This is a genomic window from Streptomyces sp. NPDC054047, assembly GCF_055585065.1.
In genome coordinates this window covers 95,901-114,441 of sequence record NZ_JBVJKV010000012.1, presented here as the reverse complement: position 1 = coordinate 114,441, position 18,541 = coordinate 95,901, and the positions used below count along the sequence as shown (strand labels likewise).

The window sequence follows — 18,541 nt, the reverse complement described above, 5'->3', positions numbered from 1 at the left end:
GACGCGGCTCACCGCACTCCCAACAGCAGCCGGGCGACCTCCAGATCCTCCGCGTCCAGCTCCCGCCCGTCCTCGATCTCCCACAGCGCGTTCTGCAGCACCCGCCCCAGCGTCCACGCGCGCGCCCGCTCCCGGTCGAGCCCGAGCACCTCGCTCATCGCGTCGAACCGCCACAGCACGTCGTCCACGTCGAAGCGGTTGTTGAGCGCGGGCCAGAGGTCGAAGCCGGGGTCCCCGGCCAGCGGCTTCGGGTCGATGGCGAGCCACGGCTCGCGCTCGGCCGCCAGGACGTTCTCTAAGTGCAGGTCCCAGTGCAACAGCCGGTCACCGGGCTCGCCCATGACCTCGCGCACCGCGCCCCCGCACCGCTCCACGATCGCGCGCTCGGCCGGGTCGGAGATCGCCTTCAGCGCCTGAGGCAGATCGTCGACCATCTCCGCCGCGATGTCCCCCAGCCCCCGCATCCCCTGCGGCGCGGGCACGGCGGTGAGCCGCGCAAGCAGCTCGGCGATGACGAGCACGGCTTTCCGGGTGTCCTTCATCGTCGACAACATCCGCCCGGAGTCGAGGCGTTCGAGCAGCATCGTGCCCGTGCCGGCGTCGTGGTCCAGCAGCCGCACCGCCCCGTCCCCGTCCCACACGCGCAGCCCGACGGGCTCCCCCTCGGTCTCCTCGTCCAGGAGCTGGAACTTGACCGCGGCGGGAGTGCCGTCGCCCCGCCGCACCACGGGCAGCACGAGCGCGGCCATGCCGTGCATCGGGGGCCCGTCGACCCTCAGGTCCCACCGCTCGACGAACTCCGTCACGCGCGCGGGCAGCGCCGCGATGAAGGCACGGCCCGGCTCCCCCGCGTACTCGTACTGCGACTCGATCAGCCCGTCCGGAATGCGAATGTCGATCACGCCCGCGACGCTACCGGCGTGGGTCAATCACCGCATGGGGATTCTTCGGGCCACGAGGCCCGCGAGGCAGGCTGTCCTGGCCTACATCCGCGGCGCCCCGGGGACGTACACCTGGCTCGCGATCCTCTTCGTCACGACGGTCGCGATGCACCACATGTCACCGGAGTTCGGGCAGGACTTCCTGCGCCAGCGCTCCACGAACATCCACGAGCTGTCCAAGAACCCCGTCCGCGTCCTGATCTCCAGCGCGCTGTGGATCGACGGCGGCACCTGGCTCTCGTACGCCGTGCTCTACACCGTGTTCCACGCCACCGCCGAACGCTGGCTCGGCACGGCGCGCTGGCTCGCGGTGGCCGCGGGCGCGCACGTCATGGCCACGCTCATCAGCGAGGGCGTCCTCGCGCTGGCGATCCACCACGGCGCCGCGCCGCCGTCATCGGTCAACACCCTTGATGTGGGCGTCAGTTACGCCCTCGCGGGCGTGATCGCGGTCCTCACCTACTGGGTCCCCGCCCCCTGGAGATACGCGTATCTCCTCGTCGTCATCGCCGTGTACGGCACCCCACTGATCACCGGCAGGACCTTCACCGACCTGGGCCACTTCACGTCGGTCCTGATCGGCCTCGCCTGCTACCCGCTGACCCGGAGCGCCGTACGCCCGGCACCGGCACGATGGGCGGTCAGGAGATTCAGGAGATCCCGGACGCCTTGAGCTCCTTAGCGAACGTGTCCTGGTCGAACAGCGAGTTGCTGTCCGCCTTCTTGCCGTCGATGACGACGGTCGGCGTGCCCTGCATGCCGTCGTCGGTGAAGGCCTGCATGGCCTCACCGACCCACTTCTTGTACGTGCCCTTGTGCACCGCCTTGTCGAACTCGGCGCCCCGCAGCCCGTCCACCTTGTCGGCGATCTTCAGCAGGAAGGCGGGCGTGTAGGCGTCGTCGGTCTCGACCTCGGCCTGGTTGGCGAAGACCGCGGCGTGGAACTGCGGGAACTTGCCCGCGTCCACCGAGGCGCGCAGCGCGTTCGCCGCGTTGACCGAGCCGCTGCCGCCGAGGTTCTTGTCGAGGAACGAGGCGAGCGTGTACTCGACCTTCACCTTGCCGTCGGCCACCGGCTTCACCAGGGCCTGCGCGCCGGTCTCCTCGAACTTCTTGCAGATCGGGCAGCGCGCGTCCTCGTACAGCTTGACCGTGTGCGCGGCCTTCGGGTCGCCGACGGTGATCACACCGCCCTTCACCGTGGCGGGCGTCTTCGCGAGCGCGTCGGTGCCGGCCGGCGGCTCCTTCGCCTCGGGGCCACCGGAACCGCCGGTGGCGGCGGACTCCGAGGCCGACCCCTTGTCGTCGCTCCCGCCCGTGAGGTCCTCGGGCCCGCAGGCGGCTGCGCCCCCGGCGAGAAGTGCGGTGGCGGCCACCGCGGCGACGATGCGCCCGGCCTTGCGTACGGCCATCTGAACTGTCCTTTGTCGATCCGGCACGTGACGCTCCGCCACGTGCCGGATCAACGTATCGGAATGCCCTGCCCTGAACCCCTCCCCAAAGCCCCCACCAGCGCAGTAACGTCCCGCGCATGAGCAGCACGATCAACGGCGGCATCTCGTACTGGTACACGGACGACGGCACCCCGGCCCCCCGTGAACCCCTGCCGGGCGACGAGAGTGCCGACGTCTGCATTGTCGGCGGCGGCTACACGGGCCTGTGGACCGCGTACTACCTGAAGAAGGCCGCCCCCTTCCTCCGCATCACCGTCCTGGAACAGAAGTTCTGCGGGTACGGAGCCTCCGGCCGCAACGGCGGCTGGCTCTACAACGGCATCGCGGGCCGCGACCGCTACGCCCGCCTGCACGGCAGGGACGCCGCGGTCCGCCTCCAGGAAGCGATGAACGAGACCGTCGACGAGGTGATCCGCGCCGCCGCCGACGAGTCGATCGAGGCGGACATCCACCACGGCGGCGTACTCGAAGTGGCGTACACGCCTGCCCAGTTGGCGCGCCTGAAGGAGTTCCACGCGACGGAACTCGCGTACGGCGAGAAGGAGCGCACGCTGCACGGCGCCCGGGAGACGGCCGACCGGATCCGCGTCGCGGGCGCCGTCGGCTCCACCTGGACCCCGCACGGCGCGCGCCTGCACCCGGTGAAGCTGGTGAAGGGCCTGGCGGCGGCGGTCGAGGCACTGGGCGTGACGATCCACGAATCGACGCCGGTCACGGAGATCAAGCCCAAGCACGCCATCACCCCGTACGGCACGGTCCGCGCCCCCTACATCCTGCGCTGCACGGAGGGCTTCACGGCGTCCCTGAAGGGCCAGCGCCGCACGTGGCTCCCGATGAACTCCTCAATGATCGCGACGGAGCCCCTGTCGCCCGCCCAATGGGAGTCGATCGGCTGGGAGGGCCGCGAGACCCTCGGCGACATGGCGCACGCGTACATGTACGCGCAGCGCACCGCCGACGGCCGCATCGCACTGGGCGGCCGAGGCGTCCCGTACCGCTTCGGCTCGAAGACGGACAACGACGGCCGCACGCAACCGGCCACGATCGAGGCCCTGCGCGAGATCCTCACCCGCTTCTTCCCGCAGCTGGCCGGGGTCGAGGTGGCCCACGCCTGGTCCGGGGTCCTGGGCGTCCCCCGCGACTGGTGCGCCACGGTCACCCTGGACCGCGCGACGGGCCTGGGCTGGGCGGGCGGCTACGTCGGCTCGGGCGTCGCCACCGCCAACCTCGCGGCCCGCACCCTGCGCGACCTGGTCCAGCAGGACTCGGGCCAGGCGGGCCCCACGGACCTCACGACCCTGCCCTGGGTCAACCACAAGGTCCGCAAGTGGGAACCGGAACCGTTCCGCTGGATCGGCGTCCAGGGCATGTACGCGACGTACCGCAACGCGGACCGCCGAGAACTGACCACCCCGACGCCCACGGCCCCCCGCCTGGCCCGCATCGCGGACCGCCTGTCGGGCCGCCACTAGGCAGAAAAAAGAGCCCCCTGTCGGATTCGAACCGACGACCTACGCATTACAAGTGCGTTGCTCTGGCCATCTGAGCTAAGGAGGCATGCACTGAACGTGCCCGTGCAGTGTAACCAACACCGCCGGTGCCCCCGTCGAAAATTTCCTCGAAGGTCGCGGCCGCAGGACTACTGACAGAGCGGTCCCCCCCGGGGTACCGTCCCAGCAGTTCACTCAGGTGGACTACACCACTCCCTCTACTCGGATCGTCCGGCACGTTCCTGCCGGTGGAAGGGGCCCTCACCATGGCCACTGTTTCGTTCGACAAGGCGACCCGCATCTACCCGGGTGGCGACAAGCCCGCCGTCGACCAGCTCGAGCTCGACGTAGCGGACGGCGAATTCCTCGTCCTCGTCGGTCCCTCCGGCTGCGGAAAGTCCACCTCCCTGCGCATGCTCGCGGGCCTGGAGGACGTGAACGCCGGCGCCATCCGCATCGGTGAGCGCGACGTCACGCACCTGCCGCCCAAGGACCGGGACATCGCCATGGTGTTCCAGAACTACGCGCTCTACCCGCACATGACCGTCGCCGACAACATGGGCTTCGCCCTGAAGATCGCCGGCGTCAACAAGGCCGAGATCCGCCAGAAGGTCGAGGACGCGGCGAAGATCCTCGACCTCACGGACTACCTGGCCCGCAAGCCCAAGGCGCTCTCCGGCGGTCAGCGCCAGCGTGTCGCCATGGGCCGCGCCATCGTGCGTGAGCCCCAGGTCTTCCTCATGGACGAGCCGCTGTCGAACCTCGACGCCAAGCTGCGTGTCTCCACCCGTACGCAGATCGCGTCCCTCCAGCGGCGCCTGGGCATCACCACCGTGTACGTCACCCACGACCAGGTCGAGGCCATGACCATGGGCGACCGCGTGGCCGTCCTGAAGGACGGTCTGCTCCAGCAGGTCGACTCGCCGCGCAACATGTACGACCGCCCGGCCAACCTCTTCGTCGCGGGCTTCATCGGCTCCCCCGCCATGAACCTCGTCGAGGTCCCGATCACCGACGGCGGCGTGAAGTTCGGCAACTCCGTGGTGCCGGTCAACCGCGAGGCGCTGTCCGCCGCCGCCGACAAGGGCGACCGCACGGTCACCGTCGGCGTCCGTCCGGAGCACTTCGACATCGTCGAGCAGGACGGCTCCACCGCGAAGTCCCTCTCCAAGGAGACCGAGGACGCCCCGGCGGGCCTCGCCGTCTCCGTGAACGTCGTCGAGGAGCTCGGCGCCGACGGCTACGTCTACGGCTCCGCCGAGGTCGGCGGCGAGCACAAGGACCTCGTGGTCCGCGTGAACGGCCGCCGGGTCCCCGAGAAGGGCACCCAGCTGCACGTCGTGCCGCGTCCGGGCGAGATCCACGTGTTCTCGACGTCGACGGGCGAGCGCCTCACCGACTGACGAACCGCCTCACCAGCACGCGCAGGGCCCCGCACCTCGGTGCGGGGCCCTGCGCGTGCGCCCACGTTGTCGACAAATACCCCGGCAGACCGGTCATTTCGCCGAGGCCTCGTCAACACCGCTCCAGAGAAACCTCATTCTCCGTCGCTCGACCGAGTGACGTAATGTCGCCAAATCATCACCGACCGCTACGCTCACTCGCGTGACGCACTCCGCCAACTACACCCAGAAGCCGCGCCGAGCCCACCGAGGCCCCGCCCGACGCATCGGCCGCACGCTCGCCCTCGTCCTGCCCGTGATGCTGGTGCTCTCCGGGACCCTCGCGGTCACCAGCGTCAACTGGTCCGGGAACTCCTCGGATTCGATGCTCACCGCGTCCTCCGGCGACCTCTCCAAGCCGGCCAAGTCGCGCGCCCCGCAGGACCTCCTGCGCGACCGGCTGCTCCTTGAGCTCCAGGAGAGGAACCCGGGCCTCGCGCTCACCCACCTCCAGCAGGAGGTGAACCGCCACCCGTCGCTCGCCCGGCACTGCGTCTCCATCGCCCGTGCCCTCGGCCGCGCGGCCGTCCAGAAGTACGGCCCGACCCGTGCCCAGTCGTATGCGCGCCCGGTCTGCGACACGTCCTTCGCGACGGGCGTCGCCGCCCACCAGAACGGCTGATCGGGCCGGCACGTAGGGTTTCCGGCATGACCGGCGACCCTCACGCTCACAGGCCCACGCAGGCCGTCGTCCTGGCCGGTGGCCAGGGCTCGCGCCTCCGTCCGTACACCGATGACCGGCCCAAGCCGATGGTCGAGATCCCTGGCACAGGGACCCCGATCATCGGCCATCAGCTTTCCTGGCTGGCGGCCGAGGGCGTGACGGACGCGGTCGTCTCCTGCGGCCATCTCGCCGAAGTGCTCCAGGAGTGGCTGGAGTCGGCCGATCTCCCCCTGAACGTCACCACGGTGGTCGAGAACGAGCCCCTGGGCCGCGGCGGCGGCCTCAAGTACGCCGCCCGCCACCTCCCGCACGCGGACCGCCCCTGGTACGCGACCAACGGCGACATCTGGACCCGCTTCTCGCTGCGCGACATGGCGGCCTTCCACGCCGAGCGCGACGCCACCGCGACCCTCGCCCTGGCCCGCCCCCGCATCCCGTGGGGCGCCGTCGAGACGGACGCGTTCGGCCACATCACGGACTTCATCGAGTCCCCGCCGTCCCCGTACCTGATCAACGCGGGCGTGTACGTCTTCTCCGCCTCCTTCGCCGCACTCCTGCCGGACCGCGGCGACCACGAGCGCACCACGTTCCCGCGCCTGGCACGCGAGAAGAGCCTGGCGGGCTTCCCGCTGCCGCAGGGCGCCTACTGGCGGGCGATCGACACCGCCAAGGATCTGACGGAAGCGGCCAAGGAGCTCGCGGCTCAGACCGGTTGAGCCGCCCCCTCCACGCGCGGTTGAGCCGCCCCCTCCACGCGCATCTCCACACGCGTCTCCACGTACGCCGACGGGCCCCGCACAGTCTCTGTGCGGGGCCCGTCGGCGTACGGGTCACGGTCCTGCTCAGCCGCCGCCGAGCAGCCCGCCCACGAGCCGGTCGTTGCCGCCGCCCGTGCTGCCGCCGTTCGTGCCGCTCTCGGGCGCGCCGCCGCCGCTGCCGCCGCTGGACGTGGGTCCCGCGGCCGCCGACGACGGAGGCTGCTGGGGCGACGACTGCTGGGGCGGTGCCTGCCCGGTGGTGCCCTGCGTCTGGCTGGGCTGCCCCTGGCCGGTGCCGGTGCCCGCGGTGGCGCTCTCGGGGGCCGCGCCCGGAGTGGTCGCCGCCGCGCCGCCGCCCTGCGTGGGGCTCGCGCTGCTGCCCTGCGTCGGCGCTTCGGAGGCCGTGGGCCCCTGCGACGCCTGGCCCTGCCGCTGCCGCTGCTTTCCGGGCTCCTCCGGGAGCGGTGAGCCCGGCAGTTCGTTGCGCGGGGCCTCGCCGGGTCCCGGCACGGTCACGCGGTCGGCGTCGCGCACCGCGCCGCCGAGCATCGAACCGATCAGCAGCGTGAGGCCGACGACGAGCGAGCCGATGAGCGCGCCGCGCCGCAGCACACGGCGCCGCAGCTCCCAGATGTCCACGCGCGGCCCGAGCGTGCGCCAGGCCTCGCCCGCGAGGCGTCCGTCGACGGAGTAGACGGGCGCGCCCGCGATGATCAGCGGCGACCATGCGGCCAGATAGATGATGTCCGGCGCGTCGTAGGCGGGGACGGTCTTCCAGCTGACGGTGACGATGAGCGCGGCGGACAGGAGCACGCCGATGCTGGCCGCGACCCGCTGCCAGAGCCCGAGCACCGTGAGCACACCCACGATGATCTGCAGGAAGGCGATGCAGAGCCCGGCGCCCACCGGGTGCGAGAGGGCGAAGTCGCGCAGCGGCTCGGCCAGCGCCCAGGGGTGCAGCGAGTTGAGCCACTTGACCATGGAGCCGCGGTCGCCGCCGTCGAAGTACACGGGGTCGCAGAGCTTGCCCATGCCGGCGTAGATGGAGATGAACCCGAGGAAGACGCGCAGCGGGAGCAGCACGACGCCGAGGTTCATCCGGCGACCGGGGTAGTAGGCGTGCCGCACGGGATCGGCCCCGTGCCGTCTGACGACCTGGCGACCGTCGTCATCGTCGTCGTCGAAGTCGTCGTCCCCATAGGGGAGCCGCTCGTCGAGGTCGCTCTCCGGCATGGGCATGCGCGGAATCAGCCGGGTCCCGGGATCGGGGTGGCGAGGACCGATGACGGCAGGCGTGGCCTGCGTACTCTCGAGATCGTCCTCGTCGTCGATGCGCGGAATGACCTGCGTGGCACCTCCGTCGTCGTAGGAGGTGCCCCCGAGTTCGGCCGAATGGCGCACGCCGGTGCCGCGCACCGCCTGCAGCAGTCCGGTGGCTCCGGGGTCGCCCGGCTCGGACTTCCCGCTCCAGACGACGGGTGAGCGGCGCCGCGCGGCCGAGCCGACTGCGGGGATGCGCACGGTGTCATCGGCATTGCTCAAGTGCCGTGCGATACGCGGGGATTGGGTCCGCTGCGCGGTGGGGAGCTGCACGCGGAAGCTCGCGTGATTCACGATGACCTGCGCCGGGTCGCTCGGCACCTTCACCATGCTCAGCGCGGGAGCTTCGTCGAACCCTGACGAGCTTCCCCCCGTGGGATTGCGGGGCGTTCTGGTGTCCACACTCATCTAACCGAGTGATGTGTGTTTAGGACACTGCCTTGACCGCGTGGAAATGTCCGGACCGCGTCAAGATCTACAGCGGACCCCGGCCGGCCCGCGAAATACGGGCCGGCCGGGGTCCGGGGTGCGGATCAGCTACGGCGGCGCCGGGACGCCTCGTAGAGCACGACTCCCGCCGCCACACCGGCGTTCAGGGACTCCGTGCCGCCCGGCATGGGGATGCGCACGCGGTAGTCGCAGGTCTCGCCGACCAGCCGCGAGAGCCCCTTGCCCTCGCTGCCGATGACGATGACGACGGGACCGGAGAGCGCCTCGAGGTCGCCGACCTCGTGGTCGCCGTCCGCCGCGAGCCCGACGATCGCGAGCCCGGCCTTCTTGTAGGACTCCAGGACGCGGGTCAGGTTCGTGGCGCGCGCCACCGGCGTACGCGCCGCGGCACCGGCGGCCGTCTTCCAGGCACCGGCGGTCATCCCGGCGGCACGCCGCTCGGGGACGACGACGCCGTGCCCGCCGAAGGCGGAGGCGGACCGCACCACGGCGCCCAGGTTCCGCGGGTCCGTCACACCGTCGAGGGCGACGATCAGCGGGTCCTCGCCCTGGTCGTACGCGGCGGCCGCGAGCTCCTCGGGGTGCGCGTACTCGTAGGGCGGCACCTGGAGCACGAGCCCCTGGTGGTTGAGCCCGTTGGTCATGCGGTCAAGCTCGGGGCGCGGGGCCTCCATGAGGTGGATGCCGCCGCGCTCACCGGCGAGCTGAAGCGCCTCGCGCACCCGCTCGTCGTTGTCGATGAACTGCTGGACGTAGAGCATCGAGGCCGGCACGCCCTCGCGCAGCGCCTCGACGACCGAGTTGCGCCCCACGACCATCTCGGACGTGCCCTTGCCGCGGCCCTTCACGGAACCGGGACGGCGGCCGCCGGGGCCGCCGGACCCGGCGGTCTTCTTGGCCGCGGCGTTGGCGATGCGGTTCTTCTTGTGTCCCTTGCGCGCCTCGGCGGGCGGCGTCGGGCCCTTGCCCTCAAGGCCGCGGCGCCGATTTCCACCGCTGCCGACCTGCGCGCCCTTCTTGCCGGACATGCGGCGGTTGTTAGCGGCCATGACCTACCTGTCTCTGTGTTGCGTGCGGCTGCCTGCGAACTGCATGGCTGCCCACTGCGTGACTGCGTACGTATATGAAGTGTGCCGCCCGGGTCGCCGGGCGGCACATCGCGAGGTCAGACGCTCAGCGCGGGCCGAGAGTCCACCGCGGTCCGTTCGGGCCGTCCTCGATGACGAGGCCGGACTGGTTGAGCTGATCGCGGATGGCGTCGGCGGTGGCCCAGTCCTTGCGGCCGCGCGCGGCCTCCCGCTGCTGGAGCACGAGCCGCACGAGCGTGTCGACGACTCCGTGCAGGTCCTCGCCGCGGTCTCCCTCGCCGGCCCAGTGCGGGTCGAGCGGGTCGAGTCCGAGCACGCCCAGCATGGCCCGCACCTCGGCGAGCCGCTCCACCGCGGCTTCCTTGTCGTCGGCGGCCAGGGCGGAATTGCCCTGCCGGACCGTCGTGTGCACGATGGCCAGCGCCTGCGGGACGCCCAGGTCGTCGTCCATCGCGTCGGCGAAGGCGGGCGGCACCTCGGCGGCGGGCTCCACGGGGCCCCCGGCCTTCTCCACCACGCGCTGCACGAAGCCCTCGATCCGCGCGAACGCGGACTCCGCCTCGCGCAGGGCCTCCTCGCTGTACTCGATCATCGAGCGGTAGTGCGGGGTGCCCAGGTAGTAGCGCAGGACGATCGGGCGCCACTTCTTGACCATCTCGGAGACGAGGACCGAGTTGCCGAGCGACTTCGACATCTTCTCGCCGCTCATGGTGACCCAGCCGTTGTGCACCCAGTACCGCGCGAACACGTCACCGAAGGCCTTGGCCTGCGCGATCTCGTTCTCGTGGTGCGGGAAGATCAGGTCGATGCCGCCGCCGTGGATGTCGAACTCACGGCCGAGGTACTTGTGGGCCATCGCCGAGCACTCCAGGTGCCAGCCGGGACGGCCGCGGCCCCAGGGGGTCTCCCAGCTGGGCTCCCCCTCCTTGGCGGACTTCCACATGGCGAAGTCGCGCGGGTCGCGCTTGCCGGTCTCGCCCTCGCCCGAGGGCTGAAGCAGGTTGTCCAGCTCCTGGTTGGACAGCTCCAGATAGCCCGGGAAGGACTTCACGTCGAAGTAGACGTTGCCGTCCGACTCGTACGCGTGGCCGCGCTCGATCAGGCCGCGCATCATCTCGACCATCTCGGTGATGTGCCCGGTGGCGCGCGGCTCGTACGTGGGCGGCAGGCAGCCGAGGACGTCGTAGCCGTCGTTGAAGGCCCGCTCGTTCTCGTACCCGATCGACCACCACGGGCGGCCCTGCTCGGCCGACTTCCGGATGATCTTGTCGTCGATGTCCGTGACGTTGCGGATGAAGGTGACGTCGTAGCCGCGGTGGGCGAACCAGCGGCGCATGATGTCGAAGTTGAGCCCCGACCGGATGTGCCCGATGTGCGGGGCCGCCTGCACCGTCGCGCCACACAGGTAGATCGAGACACAACCGTCGATGAGCGGGCTGAAGTCTCGGATCTGCCGGGCGCTGGTGTCGTACAGGCGAATCGTCACCACTCCAGGGTAGTGGTCGCAGGACAGTGCCCTGCGACCTCTGGGGTCAACAGGGCACGGAACTGTGACATGCGCGGGTGCCGGAAGGCCTCAGAGGCGGCCGACGACCTTGCGCGGAGTGACGCGGACGACGACGCGGGGGTCGTCGTTGACGGAGGACGGGTTGAACTCCGCGTACTTCAGGCCGGTGTATTTCAGGGCCAGCTCGTCGATGAGCTCCTGCCCGCCCTCGGTGGTCATCGTCACCTCGCCGCGGATCTCGGCGTACGTGTACGGGGCGTCGAAGGGCTGGAGCAGCACCGTCACGCGCGGGTCGCGGCGCAGGTTCCGCTCCTTGCGGCGCCCGATCGTGGTGGAGAAGAGCAGGTCGTCGCCGTCACGCTTCACCCAGACCGGTGAGACCTGGGGGCTGCCGTCGGGCTGGATGGTGGCGACGGAGACGAAGACGGGGGTGTCGAGAAGGGCCTTGAGCTTGTCGGACAGTTCGGCGGCCATGGCGGATGCCTCTCTCTCGTACGTCGATGGGTGACGCCGCGCGGTGCGGGGTGCGTTCTCCGATACTGCTCCAACACACCCTGCCCCGGCGGCATTTCACCCGTCACCGGTACGCCGGTCAGCCCGTCCGCACGACCAGGGCCGTGGCGATCGCGGCGAGGCCCTCGGCGCGGCCGGTGAGGCCGAGCCCGTCCGTCGTCGTGCCGGACACGGCGACCGGGGCGCCCGCCGCGGCGCTCAGCGTCTTCTGCGCCTCGTCGCGCCGCTTGCCGACCTTGGGGCGTACGCCGATGACCTGGACGGCGATGTTGCCGATCTCGAAGCCTTCGGCGCGCACGATCCTGGCCGCCTCGGCGAGCAGCGTCACACCGGAGGCACCGGACCACTCGGGCCTGCCGGTGCCGAAGTGCGCGCCGAGGTCGCCGACGCCGGCGGCGGAGAACAGGGCGTCGCAGGCGGCGTGCGCCGCGACGTCACCGTCCGAGTGCCCGGCCAGGCCCGCGCTCTCGCCCTCCCAGAGGAGTCCGGCGCACCACAGCTCGCGCCCTTCCTCGAAGGCGTGCACGTCGGTGCCGATGCCGACCTGCGGGAGGCGGATCTGCCGCGGCTGGTCCTCAGAACCCATCGTTGGCCCTCCTGCGGGCGAGCACGGCCTCGGCGAGGACGAGGTCGAGGGGCCGCGTGACCTTGAAGGCCTCCTCGTGTCCGGGTACGACGACGACCTGGACGCCCAGCTGCTCGACCATCCCCGCGTCGTCCGTGACGTCGCCGGTGACCGTGGCGTGGGCGCGGACGAGGGTGTCGCGGTCGAAGCCCTGCGGGGTCTGCACGGCGCGCAGACGGGCCCGCTCGGGCGTGGCGAGCACGGGCTCGGGCGCTCCGGGCTCGCCCGGCTCGACCTGCTTGACGGTGTCGGCCAGGGGCAGCGCGGGGACGACGGCGGGTGCGCCCTCGCGCACGGCCTCGATGACGCCGTCGACGGTGTCCACGGGCACGAGCGGGCGGGCCGCGTCGTGCACCAGGACGACGCCGATGCCCTCCGGCAGGGCGTCGAGGCCGAGCTTCACGGACTCCTGGCGGGTCTCGCCGCCGGGGACCACCACGAAGTCGGTGCGGTCGGGCAGCGCGTGGTCGGCCAGCAGGGACTTGACCTCGGCGGCGCCCTCCGGCGGGGCCACCACGACGACGAGCGAGACGGCGCGGGACGCGGCCATGGCTCGTACGGCGTGGATGAGCATGGGCGTGCCGTTCAGCGCGCGGAGCGCCTTGGGGGCGCCCGGGCCGAGCCGTACGCCGCGTCCGGCTGCGGGGATCACGACCGCGGTGCGGGATTCCTCAGACATCGCTTCCGTTCAGGTTTGTGGGCTCGGGGGAGGTGGGTATGGCCTCAGCGTGCCGGGCGCGACGCCTTGACCGGACCCTTCCGTGACATCTGGTCGAACCAGCTGCCCGAGCCCGGCACACACGCCAACAGCACAGAGAGCACCAGACAGCGCTGAGCAGGGCGTACGTATTCGGGGACCAGCGTCTTCCCGGATCGCGTCCGGGTACGAACATGCCGCAGCGCCCGGCGACACCATTGAGGGTCAGCGGGCACCGCGGCATTTCATGGCGCCAAGACGTATGCGTATGTCAGGACGCGATCAGGACGCGAGGACCTCGTCAAGCAGGGCCTCGGCCTTGTCCTCGTTCGTGTTCTCCGCGAGGGCGAGCTCGCTCACCAGGATCTGGCGAGCCTTGGCGAGCATGCGCTTCTCACCCGCGGACAGTCCGCGCTCACGCTCACGACGCCACAGGTCACGCACGACTTCCGCGACCTTGATGACATCGCCCGATGCGAGCTTCTCGAGATTTGCCTTGTAACGACGGGACCAGTTCGTGGGCTCTTCGGCGTACGGCGCGCGCAGTACTTCGAAGACCCGGTCGAGCCCGTCCTGACCGACCACATCACGTACGCCGACGAACTCCGCATTGTCCGCAGGCACACGTACCGTCAGGTCGCCCTGGGCGACCTTCAGCACCAAGTAGGTCTTGTCCACGCCTTTGATCTGGCGAGTCTCAATGGCCTCGATCAGCGCGGCCCCGTGATGGGGATAGACCACGGTGTCGCCAACCTTGAACGTCATGTGACAGGTACCCCTTCCGTGGCTATCCATCCTAACACGAGAACCGCCTCTTCTGAATGGCGTTTTCGCAGGTCAGGGCATATCTCGGGGCTTGACAACAGCAACAGGAACGTGCTGCGAAGGGCTTCCGGAGCGAGGTATTCGCAGGTGGGAGCGGCTCTCCGGGGAAGCAGAAACATGCCCGTCACACGCCCTCCGAGAGCGCTCCACGAGGCTGAACGTCCCGGTTTGCCAGGTTCCAAGCGGTGAACTTCCGCTACTCCGTTCGGTGACCGGAGAGACGTGCTAGCCGCCGTTCGGCGTGAATCCGGAATTGATCAAGTGCCCCCGATGATCAATTCCCCGGACTTCCCCGCACCGCCATGCATTCCTTACGGGAAATCCGCAAGACGGGCCGTGATGACTCTTGACGGTCCTTATGTGAATGGTGAACGAGAGGTCAATGGCGCGCAGGTGACGGCAGGGGCGTGTGTGGCGGGACATGAGGGGTGGACAGGAAGGGTGCGGGAGAGGCTCGCGGGTCCTAGGGGCGGGTCGGGTGCGGCGGCACGGGAACGGCTCGGTAACCTGAGCCCGCTGACACACACTTAGGACGGCTTTACGGCCGTCCGCCCTCCCGTACCGCTCTCGTTCAAGGAGTTGCCGCCGCCGTGAGCCGCAGCCTTCGACGTGGCGCCATCGCCGCCACCGCCATCGCGTTCTCGCTCGCGTCGCTCGCCGCGTGCGGCGCCGGTAACAACGCTCAGACGCACGAGATCAAGCCGGACAACGCCGCGACCGCCGTCGGCGACATCAAGATCCAGAACGCCATGGTGATCACCCAGCCCGACCTGAAGTCGACGGGTCCCGCGGTGATCGCCGCCACGATCTTCAACAACGGCAGCACCGACCAGACCCTGGACGCGATCACGGTCACCGGTACCGGCAAGAAGGCCGAGATCAAGCCGGGCAAGGACGACAAGGCCTCCAAGCGCGGCGGCCCGCTGACGATCCCCGCCGGCGGCTCCGTCGTCATCGGCGGCAAGGACAACGCCACCGCCGTCCTGCCCAGCAGCCGCGAGGCCGTCAAGGACGGCAACGCGCAGCCGGTCGTCTTCGCCTTCAGCGAGACCGGCGACGTGAAGATGAAGACCTTCGTCGTACCGGCCGAGAGCTACTTCAAGAAGTGGGGCCCGACCGAGGTTCCCGAGGCTCCGGGCTCGAAGCCGTCGACGAAGCCGTCCGGCGGCGCCTCGACCGACCCGTCGGGCGAGGCCTCCACGAACCCCTCGGGCACGCCCGCCGAAGGCGCGAACACCGAGCCGTCCGGGGCGGCCTCCACGCCGGCCGGTGACGGCGCCCAGTCGCACGGTGCGGGCGACGCCGCCGAGCACTGATCGACGCACGTACGAAGGGGCGGGAACCCGGCACCGGGTTCCCGCCCCTTCACGCGTCTACCGAGGGCCCGGCTACGGCTCGAACTTGTAGCCCAGGCCTCGCACCGTCACCAAGTAGCGCGGAGCCCCGGGGTCCGGCTCGATCTTGGCGCGTAGGCGCTTGACGTGGACGTCGAGGGTCTTGGTGTCGCCCACGTAGTCCGCGCCCCAGACGCGGTCGATGAGCTGCATGCGGGTCAGGACGCGGCCCGCGTTGCGCAGGAGCATCTCCAGGAGGTCGAACTCCTTGAGGGGCAGGTCGACCTTGGAGCCGGAGACGGTGACCACGTGGCGGTCCACGTCCATGCGGACCGGGCCCGCCTCCAGGGCCTGCGGTGCGACCTCCTCGGGCTCGCCGCGGCGGCGCAGGACCGCGCGGATGCGGGCCACGAGCTCGCGCGACGAGAAGGGCTTCGTCACGTAGTCGTCGGCTCCTATTTCGAGGCCGACCACCTTGTCGATCTCGCTGTCCTTGGCGGTGACCATGATCACCGGGACGTTGGAACGGCTGCGCAGCTGGCGGCAGACCTCCGTGCCGGGCAGGCCGGGCAGCATCAGGTCGAGCAGGACGAGGTCGGCGCCGTTGCGCTCGAACTCGTCGAGTCCGTCGGGTCCGGTGGCCGCGATGGCGACCTCGAAGCCCTCTTTGCGGAGCATGTAGGACAGGGCGTCGCTGAAGGATTCCTCGTCCTCGACGACGAGCACTCGGGTCACGGAAGGACCTCCGGGGCAGGAATGGGTTCGTACGCAGTGGTCTCGCCGGGCCGTGCGGTGTCGGCTTCGCTGCCGTTCCCGCCGTGACCGGATCCGCGGTCGCGGGCCGCGGCTGCTTCGGGCAGCCGCAGGGTGAAGGTGGAGCCCTGTCCCTCGGAGCTCCACACGGTGACCTCCCCGCCGTGCGAGGCGGCCACATGTTTGACGATGGCGAGGCCGAGGCCGGTGCCGCCGGTGGCCCGGGAGCGGGCCGGGTCCACTCGGTAGAAGCGCTCGAAGATGCGCTCCTTGTCCTTGTCGGAGATGCCGATCCCCTGGTCGGTGACGGCCACCTCGATGAGGTCCCCGCCCGGTGCGGTGACCCGGCGGGCGGCGACGCCCACCCTGGTCCGTGCGGGCGAGTAGTTCACGGCGTTCTCGACGAGGTTGCCGAGCGCCGCCGCGAGCTGGCCGCGGTTGCCCCATATCTGCAGGTCGGCGGTGCCGCCCGCGGCCATGGTGATCTGCTTGTGCGAGGCCTGGTGACGGCTGCGGTCGATCGCCTCCGCCACCAGTTCATCGACACGGACGGGTTCGGCGTCCTCCAAGGGGTCGTCGTTCTGGACCCGGGAGAGGTCGATGAGCTCCTGGACGAGGTTGGTCAGGCGCGTCGCCTCGATCTGCATGCGGCCCGCGAAGCGTTCGACGGCCTCGGGGTCGTCCGAGGCGTCCATGACGGCCTCGGAGAGAAGGGAGAGTGCCCCTACCGGGGTCTTGAGCTCATGGCTCACGTTCGCGACGAAGTCGCGTCGTACGGCCTCGATGCGGCGGGCCTCGGTGAGGTCCTCCACGAGGAGCAGGACCAGGCGGGAGCCGAGGGGCGCCACGCGGGCGGAGACGGCGAGGGCCTCGCCGCGGCCGGTGCCGCGGCGCGGCAGGTCCAGCTCGACCTGGCGTATCTCGCCGTCGCGGCGGGTGTCGCGCGTCATCTGGAGCATGGGCTCCACGGCGAGCTTGCCGCCGCGGACCAGGCCGAGGGCGTACGCCGCCGAGCTGGCCTTCACCACGCTGTCCGCCTCGTCGAGGACGACGGCGGACGAGCGGAGCACGGAGAGCACCGTGTCGACACCCGGCGGCAGTACGGGGTCTGTGTGCAGGGAGGTCCGGGTGGGGCGTTTCAGGTCGCGCTCGCTCCAGCGGAACGCCAGCATGGCGATGACACCGGTACACACCCCGGCGATCGCTGCCGCTGCGGCGACCGCCGCGTTCACGTCCATGCCCCCAGGTTATGCGCCGGATGAGCATCCGCCCCAGCCATCCGGGTACCGGCTCGAACACTCGTCGCCCAGAGTTCACCGAGGGGACGGTGGTGGTTCACTTCGGCCGAACGGGTTACTCCGGTCCTGGCCGGAGCGGCTCCGGGGGGCGCGCTACGCGTCGCCCACAGTTCACCTCGGTGACAGGGACGGTTCATTCGGGATGCCGGAAACGGACGCGTCGGACCCGCACCGTGGGAGCGTGGGGGTCACCCCCCGGGACGTACTAGAGAGGGACATCCACATGCGGGACGCGTACCACGAGGAACTTGACTCGATCGGCGAAGGCCTGGTCGAGATGGCCCGCCTCGTCGGGTCCGCGATCGGGCGCGCCACGACGGCCATGCTCGACGCCGACCTGAAGATGGCCGAGAGCGTGATCGCCGCCGACCAGAAGGTCGACGATCTGCAGCACGAACTGGAGGCGCGCGCGATAGCCCTCCTCGCACGGCAGCAGCCGGTCGCCACCGACCTGCGCATCGTCGTCACCTCGCTGCGGATGAGCGCCGACCTGGAGCGCTCGGGCGACCTCGCCCAGCACGTCGGCAAGCTGACGCGCCTGCGCTTCCCCGCGTCGGCCGTTCCGCAGGATCTGCACGCGACGATCCTGGAGATGGGGCAGCTGGCGCAGCGGCTGATGGCCAAGGCGGCGGAGGTCATCATCACCAAGGACGTCGATCTGGCGCTCCAGCTGGAGCAGGACGACGACGAGATGGACCTGCTGCACCGCACGCTCTTCCAGCACCTGATGGACGACCGCTGGAAGCACGGCATCGAGACGGCCGTGGACGTGACGCTGCTCGGCCGCTACTACGAGCGCTTCGCCGACCACGCGGTCTCGGTGGCGAAGAGGGTCGTCTACCTGGTCACCGGCGAGCACGCGGACGAGATGCAGCAGACGGGGACGCCCGTGGAAGGCGCCTGAACAGGCCCTCGCGTCGGCGACGTACGCGCAAGACGTATGCGTCAGACGTACGCGTCAGACGTACGCGTCAGACGTACGCGTCAGACGTACGCGCAAAGGGTGTGCCCCGCATCGATGGATGGTGCGGGGCGCACCCTTTTGCGTGGTCCGGTCCGCTGGTCCAGTGGTCCGGATCGCTCGCTCCGGGTGCCTCAGCCGCAGCAGCCGCCGCACTGGCACGGTCCGCCCGACTGACAGCCGCAGCCGCAGCCCGAACCGCAGCCGCAGGCGCCAAGGAGCACGAGTGCGGGCAGGCCGGGTGTGTCGGCCGACTGCTCGGGGACGGGTTCGGTGATGGGGGACTCAGCCATGGGTCTCCTCCTCGAAGGCGTACTGCCTGATGCCCGTTCCATGCCCACCGGGAAGGGGCGCACCAACGGCGCACACGCGCGTTCGGCGGGCCCATCGCATCCGGCTCGCGCCCGCGAAGTCACTCGCG

General features: G+C 70.4%; 19 protein-coding genes and 1 tRNA gene. 7 read left to right on the top strand and 13 right to left on the bottom strand.

Annotation, left to right across the window (positions count from 1 at the left end; translation table 11 throughout):
- Positions 1-8 precede the first annotated feature (8 nt).
- Entirely contained in the window at positions 9-902 is an 894-nt protein-coding gene (locus ACZ6ZP_RS34550; RefSeq protein ID WP_469409732.1) for an aminoglycoside phosphotransferase family protein, read from the bottom strand.
- Between the two features lie 34 nt (positions 903-936).
- On the opposite strand from ACZ6ZP_RS34550, the gene ACZ6ZP_RS34545 reads away from it, so the two are divergent.
- Positions 937-1,614 (top strand): rhomboid-like protein, encoded by a 678-nt coding sequence (locus ACZ6ZP_RS34545; protein ID WP_469409730.1) that lies wholly within the window; start codon positions 937-939, stop codon positions 1,612-1,614.
- Here the strand turns inward: ACZ6ZP_RS34545 and ACZ6ZP_RS34540 are convergent.
- On the bottom strand, positions 1,592-2,353 hold the full coding sequence (locus tag ACZ6ZP_RS34540) for a DsbA family protein (protein WP_361467189.1): 762 nt from the start codon (positions 2,351-2,353) through the stop codon (positions 1,592-1,594). The genes ACZ6ZP_RS34545 and ACZ6ZP_RS34540 overlap by 23 nt on opposite strands.
- A 119-nt stretch (positions 2,354-2,472) precedes the next feature.
- Here ACZ6ZP_RS34540 and ACZ6ZP_RS34535 point away from each other — a divergent pair, with 119 nt between their 5' ends.
- The gene (locus tag ACZ6ZP_RS34535; RefSeq protein WP_469409726.1) at positions 2,473-3,867 is read left to right on the top strand and encodes an NAD(P)/FAD-dependent oxidoreductase; all 1,395 of its coding nucleotides are present in this window, start codon (positions 2,473-2,475) and stop codon (positions 3,865-3,867) included.
- Positions 3,868-3,878: 11 nt separating this feature from the next.
- Here the strand turns inward: ACZ6ZP_RS34535 and ACZ6ZP_RS34530 are convergent.
- A tRNA-Thr gene (locus tag ACZ6ZP_RS34530) sits at positions 3,879-3,952 on the bottom strand.
- A gap of 199 nt (positions 3,953-4,151) precedes the next feature.
- Between ACZ6ZP_RS34530 and ACZ6ZP_RS34525 the strand changes: the two genes are divergently transcribed.
- The 3 genes from ACZ6ZP_RS34525 (at position 4,152) to ACZ6ZP_RS34515 (ending at position 6,707) form a co-directional block, all read left to right on the top strand.
- Entirely contained in the window at positions 4,152-5,288 is a 1,137-nt protein-coding gene (locus ACZ6ZP_RS34525; RefSeq protein ID WP_351168499.1) for an ABC transporter ATP-binding protein, read from the top strand.
- 202 nt (positions 5,289-5,490) lie between these two features.
- Complete coding sequence (locus ACZ6ZP_RS34520; protein ID WP_351168497.1) at positions 5,491-5,949, top strand: hypothetical protein; 459 nt, start codon at positions 5,491-5,493, stop codon at positions 5,947-5,949.
- Between the two features lie 26 nt (positions 5,950-5,975).
- On the top strand, positions 5,976-6,707 hold the full coding sequence (locus ACZ6ZP_RS34515; protein ID WP_351168495.1) for a nucleotidyltransferase family protein: 732 nt from the start codon (positions 5,976-5,978) through the stop codon (positions 6,705-6,707).
- Between the two features lie 126 nt (positions 6,708-6,833).
- On the opposite strand, the gene ACZ6ZP_RS34510 is transcribed toward ACZ6ZP_RS34515, so the two are convergent.
- From ACZ6ZP_RS34510 to ACZ6ZP_RS34480, 7 genes are all read right to left on the bottom strand, one after another.
- A complete protein-coding gene (locus ACZ6ZP_RS34510) occupies positions 6,834-8,477 on the bottom strand; it encodes a DoxX family protein (protein ID WP_469409723.1) in 1,644 nt (547 codons plus the stop codon).
- A gap of 125 nt (positions 8,478-8,602) precedes the next feature.
- Complete coding sequence (gene rlmB / locus ACZ6ZP_RS34505; protein ID WP_351168491.1) at positions 8,603-9,568, bottom strand: 23S rRNA (guanosine(2251)-2'-O)-methyltransferase RlmB; 966 nt, start codon at positions 9,566-9,568, stop codon at positions 8,603-8,605.
- Between the two features lie 124 nt (positions 9,569-9,692).
- Positions 9,693-11,093, bottom strand: coding sequence for a cysteine--tRNA ligase (gene cysS, locus ACZ6ZP_RS34500; RefSeq protein WP_351168489.1), 1,401 nt, complete (start codon positions 11,091-11,093; stop codon positions 9,693-9,695).
- Between the two features lie 90 nt (positions 11,094-11,183).
- A complete protein-coding gene (locus tag ACZ6ZP_RS34495; RefSeq protein ID WP_351168487.1) occupies positions 11,184-11,588 on the bottom strand; it encodes a PPOX class F420-dependent oxidoreductase in 405 nt (134 codons plus the stop codon).
- Between the two features lie 118 nt (positions 11,589-11,706).
- Positions 11,707-12,213: a 2-C-methyl-D-erythritol 2,4-cyclodiphosphate synthase gene (ispF, locus tag ACZ6ZP_RS34490; protein WP_399974543.1), complete on the bottom strand. Its 507-nt coding sequence runs from the start codon at positions 12,211-12,213 to the stop codon at positions 11,707-11,709.
- A complete protein-coding gene (ispD, locus tag ACZ6ZP_RS34485) occupies positions 12,203-12,931 on the bottom strand; it encodes a 2-C-methyl-D-erythritol 4-phosphate cytidylyltransferase (protein ID WP_351168484.1) in 729 nt (242 codons plus the stop codon). The genes ispF and ispD overlap by 11 nt, the downstream gene beginning before the upstream one ends.
- A 300-nt stretch (positions 12,932-13,231) precedes the next feature.
- Positions 13,232-13,714, bottom strand: coding sequence for a CarD family transcriptional regulator (locus ACZ6ZP_RS34480; protein ID WP_003953493.1), 483 nt, complete (start codon positions 13,712-13,714; stop codon positions 13,232-13,234).
- Between the two features lie 650 nt (positions 13,715-14,364).
- Here ACZ6ZP_RS34480 and ACZ6ZP_RS34475 point away from each other — a divergent pair.
- Positions 14,365-15,090, top strand: coding sequence for a copper chaperone PCu(A)C domain-containing protein (locus ACZ6ZP_RS34475; protein WP_361467206.1), 726 nt, complete (start codon positions 14,365-14,367; stop codon positions 15,088-15,090).
- 72 nt (positions 15,091-15,162) lie between these two features.
- Here ACZ6ZP_RS34475 and phoP read toward each other — a convergent pair whose 3' ends face one another.
- Together phoP and phoR are read right to left on the bottom strand one after the other, a co-directional pair.
- Positions 15,163-15,843, bottom strand: coding sequence for a two-component system response regulator PhoP (gene phoP / locus ACZ6ZP_RS34470; protein WP_030362171.1), 681 nt, complete (start codon positions 15,841-15,843; stop codon positions 15,163-15,165).
- Complete coding sequence (gene phoR / locus ACZ6ZP_RS34465; protein WP_351168480.1) at positions 15,840-17,099, bottom strand: two-component system sensor histidine kinase PhoR; 1,260 nt, start codon at positions 17,097-17,099, stop codon at positions 15,840-15,842. The genes phoP and phoR overlap by 4 nt, the downstream gene beginning before the upstream one ends.
- A 283-nt stretch (positions 17,100-17,382) precedes the next feature.
- Here phoR and phoU point away from each other — a divergent pair, with 283 nt between their 5' ends.
- The gene (gene phoU, locus ACZ6ZP_RS34460) at positions 17,383-18,063 is read left to right on the top strand and encodes a phosphate signaling complex protein PhoU (RefSeq protein ID WP_160510362.1); all 681 of its coding nucleotides are present in this window, start codon (positions 17,383-17,385) and stop codon (positions 18,061-18,063) included.
- A 191-nt stretch (positions 18,064-18,254) separates the two neighbouring features.
- Here the strand turns inward: phoU and ACZ6ZP_RS34455 are convergent, their stop codons facing one another.
- Positions 18,255-18,413: a hypothetical protein gene (locus ACZ6ZP_RS34455; RefSeq protein WP_351168478.1), complete on the bottom strand. Its 159-nt coding sequence runs from the start codon at positions 18,411-18,413 to the stop codon at positions 18,255-18,257.
- Between the last annotated feature and the right edge of the window lie 128 nt (positions 18,414-18,541).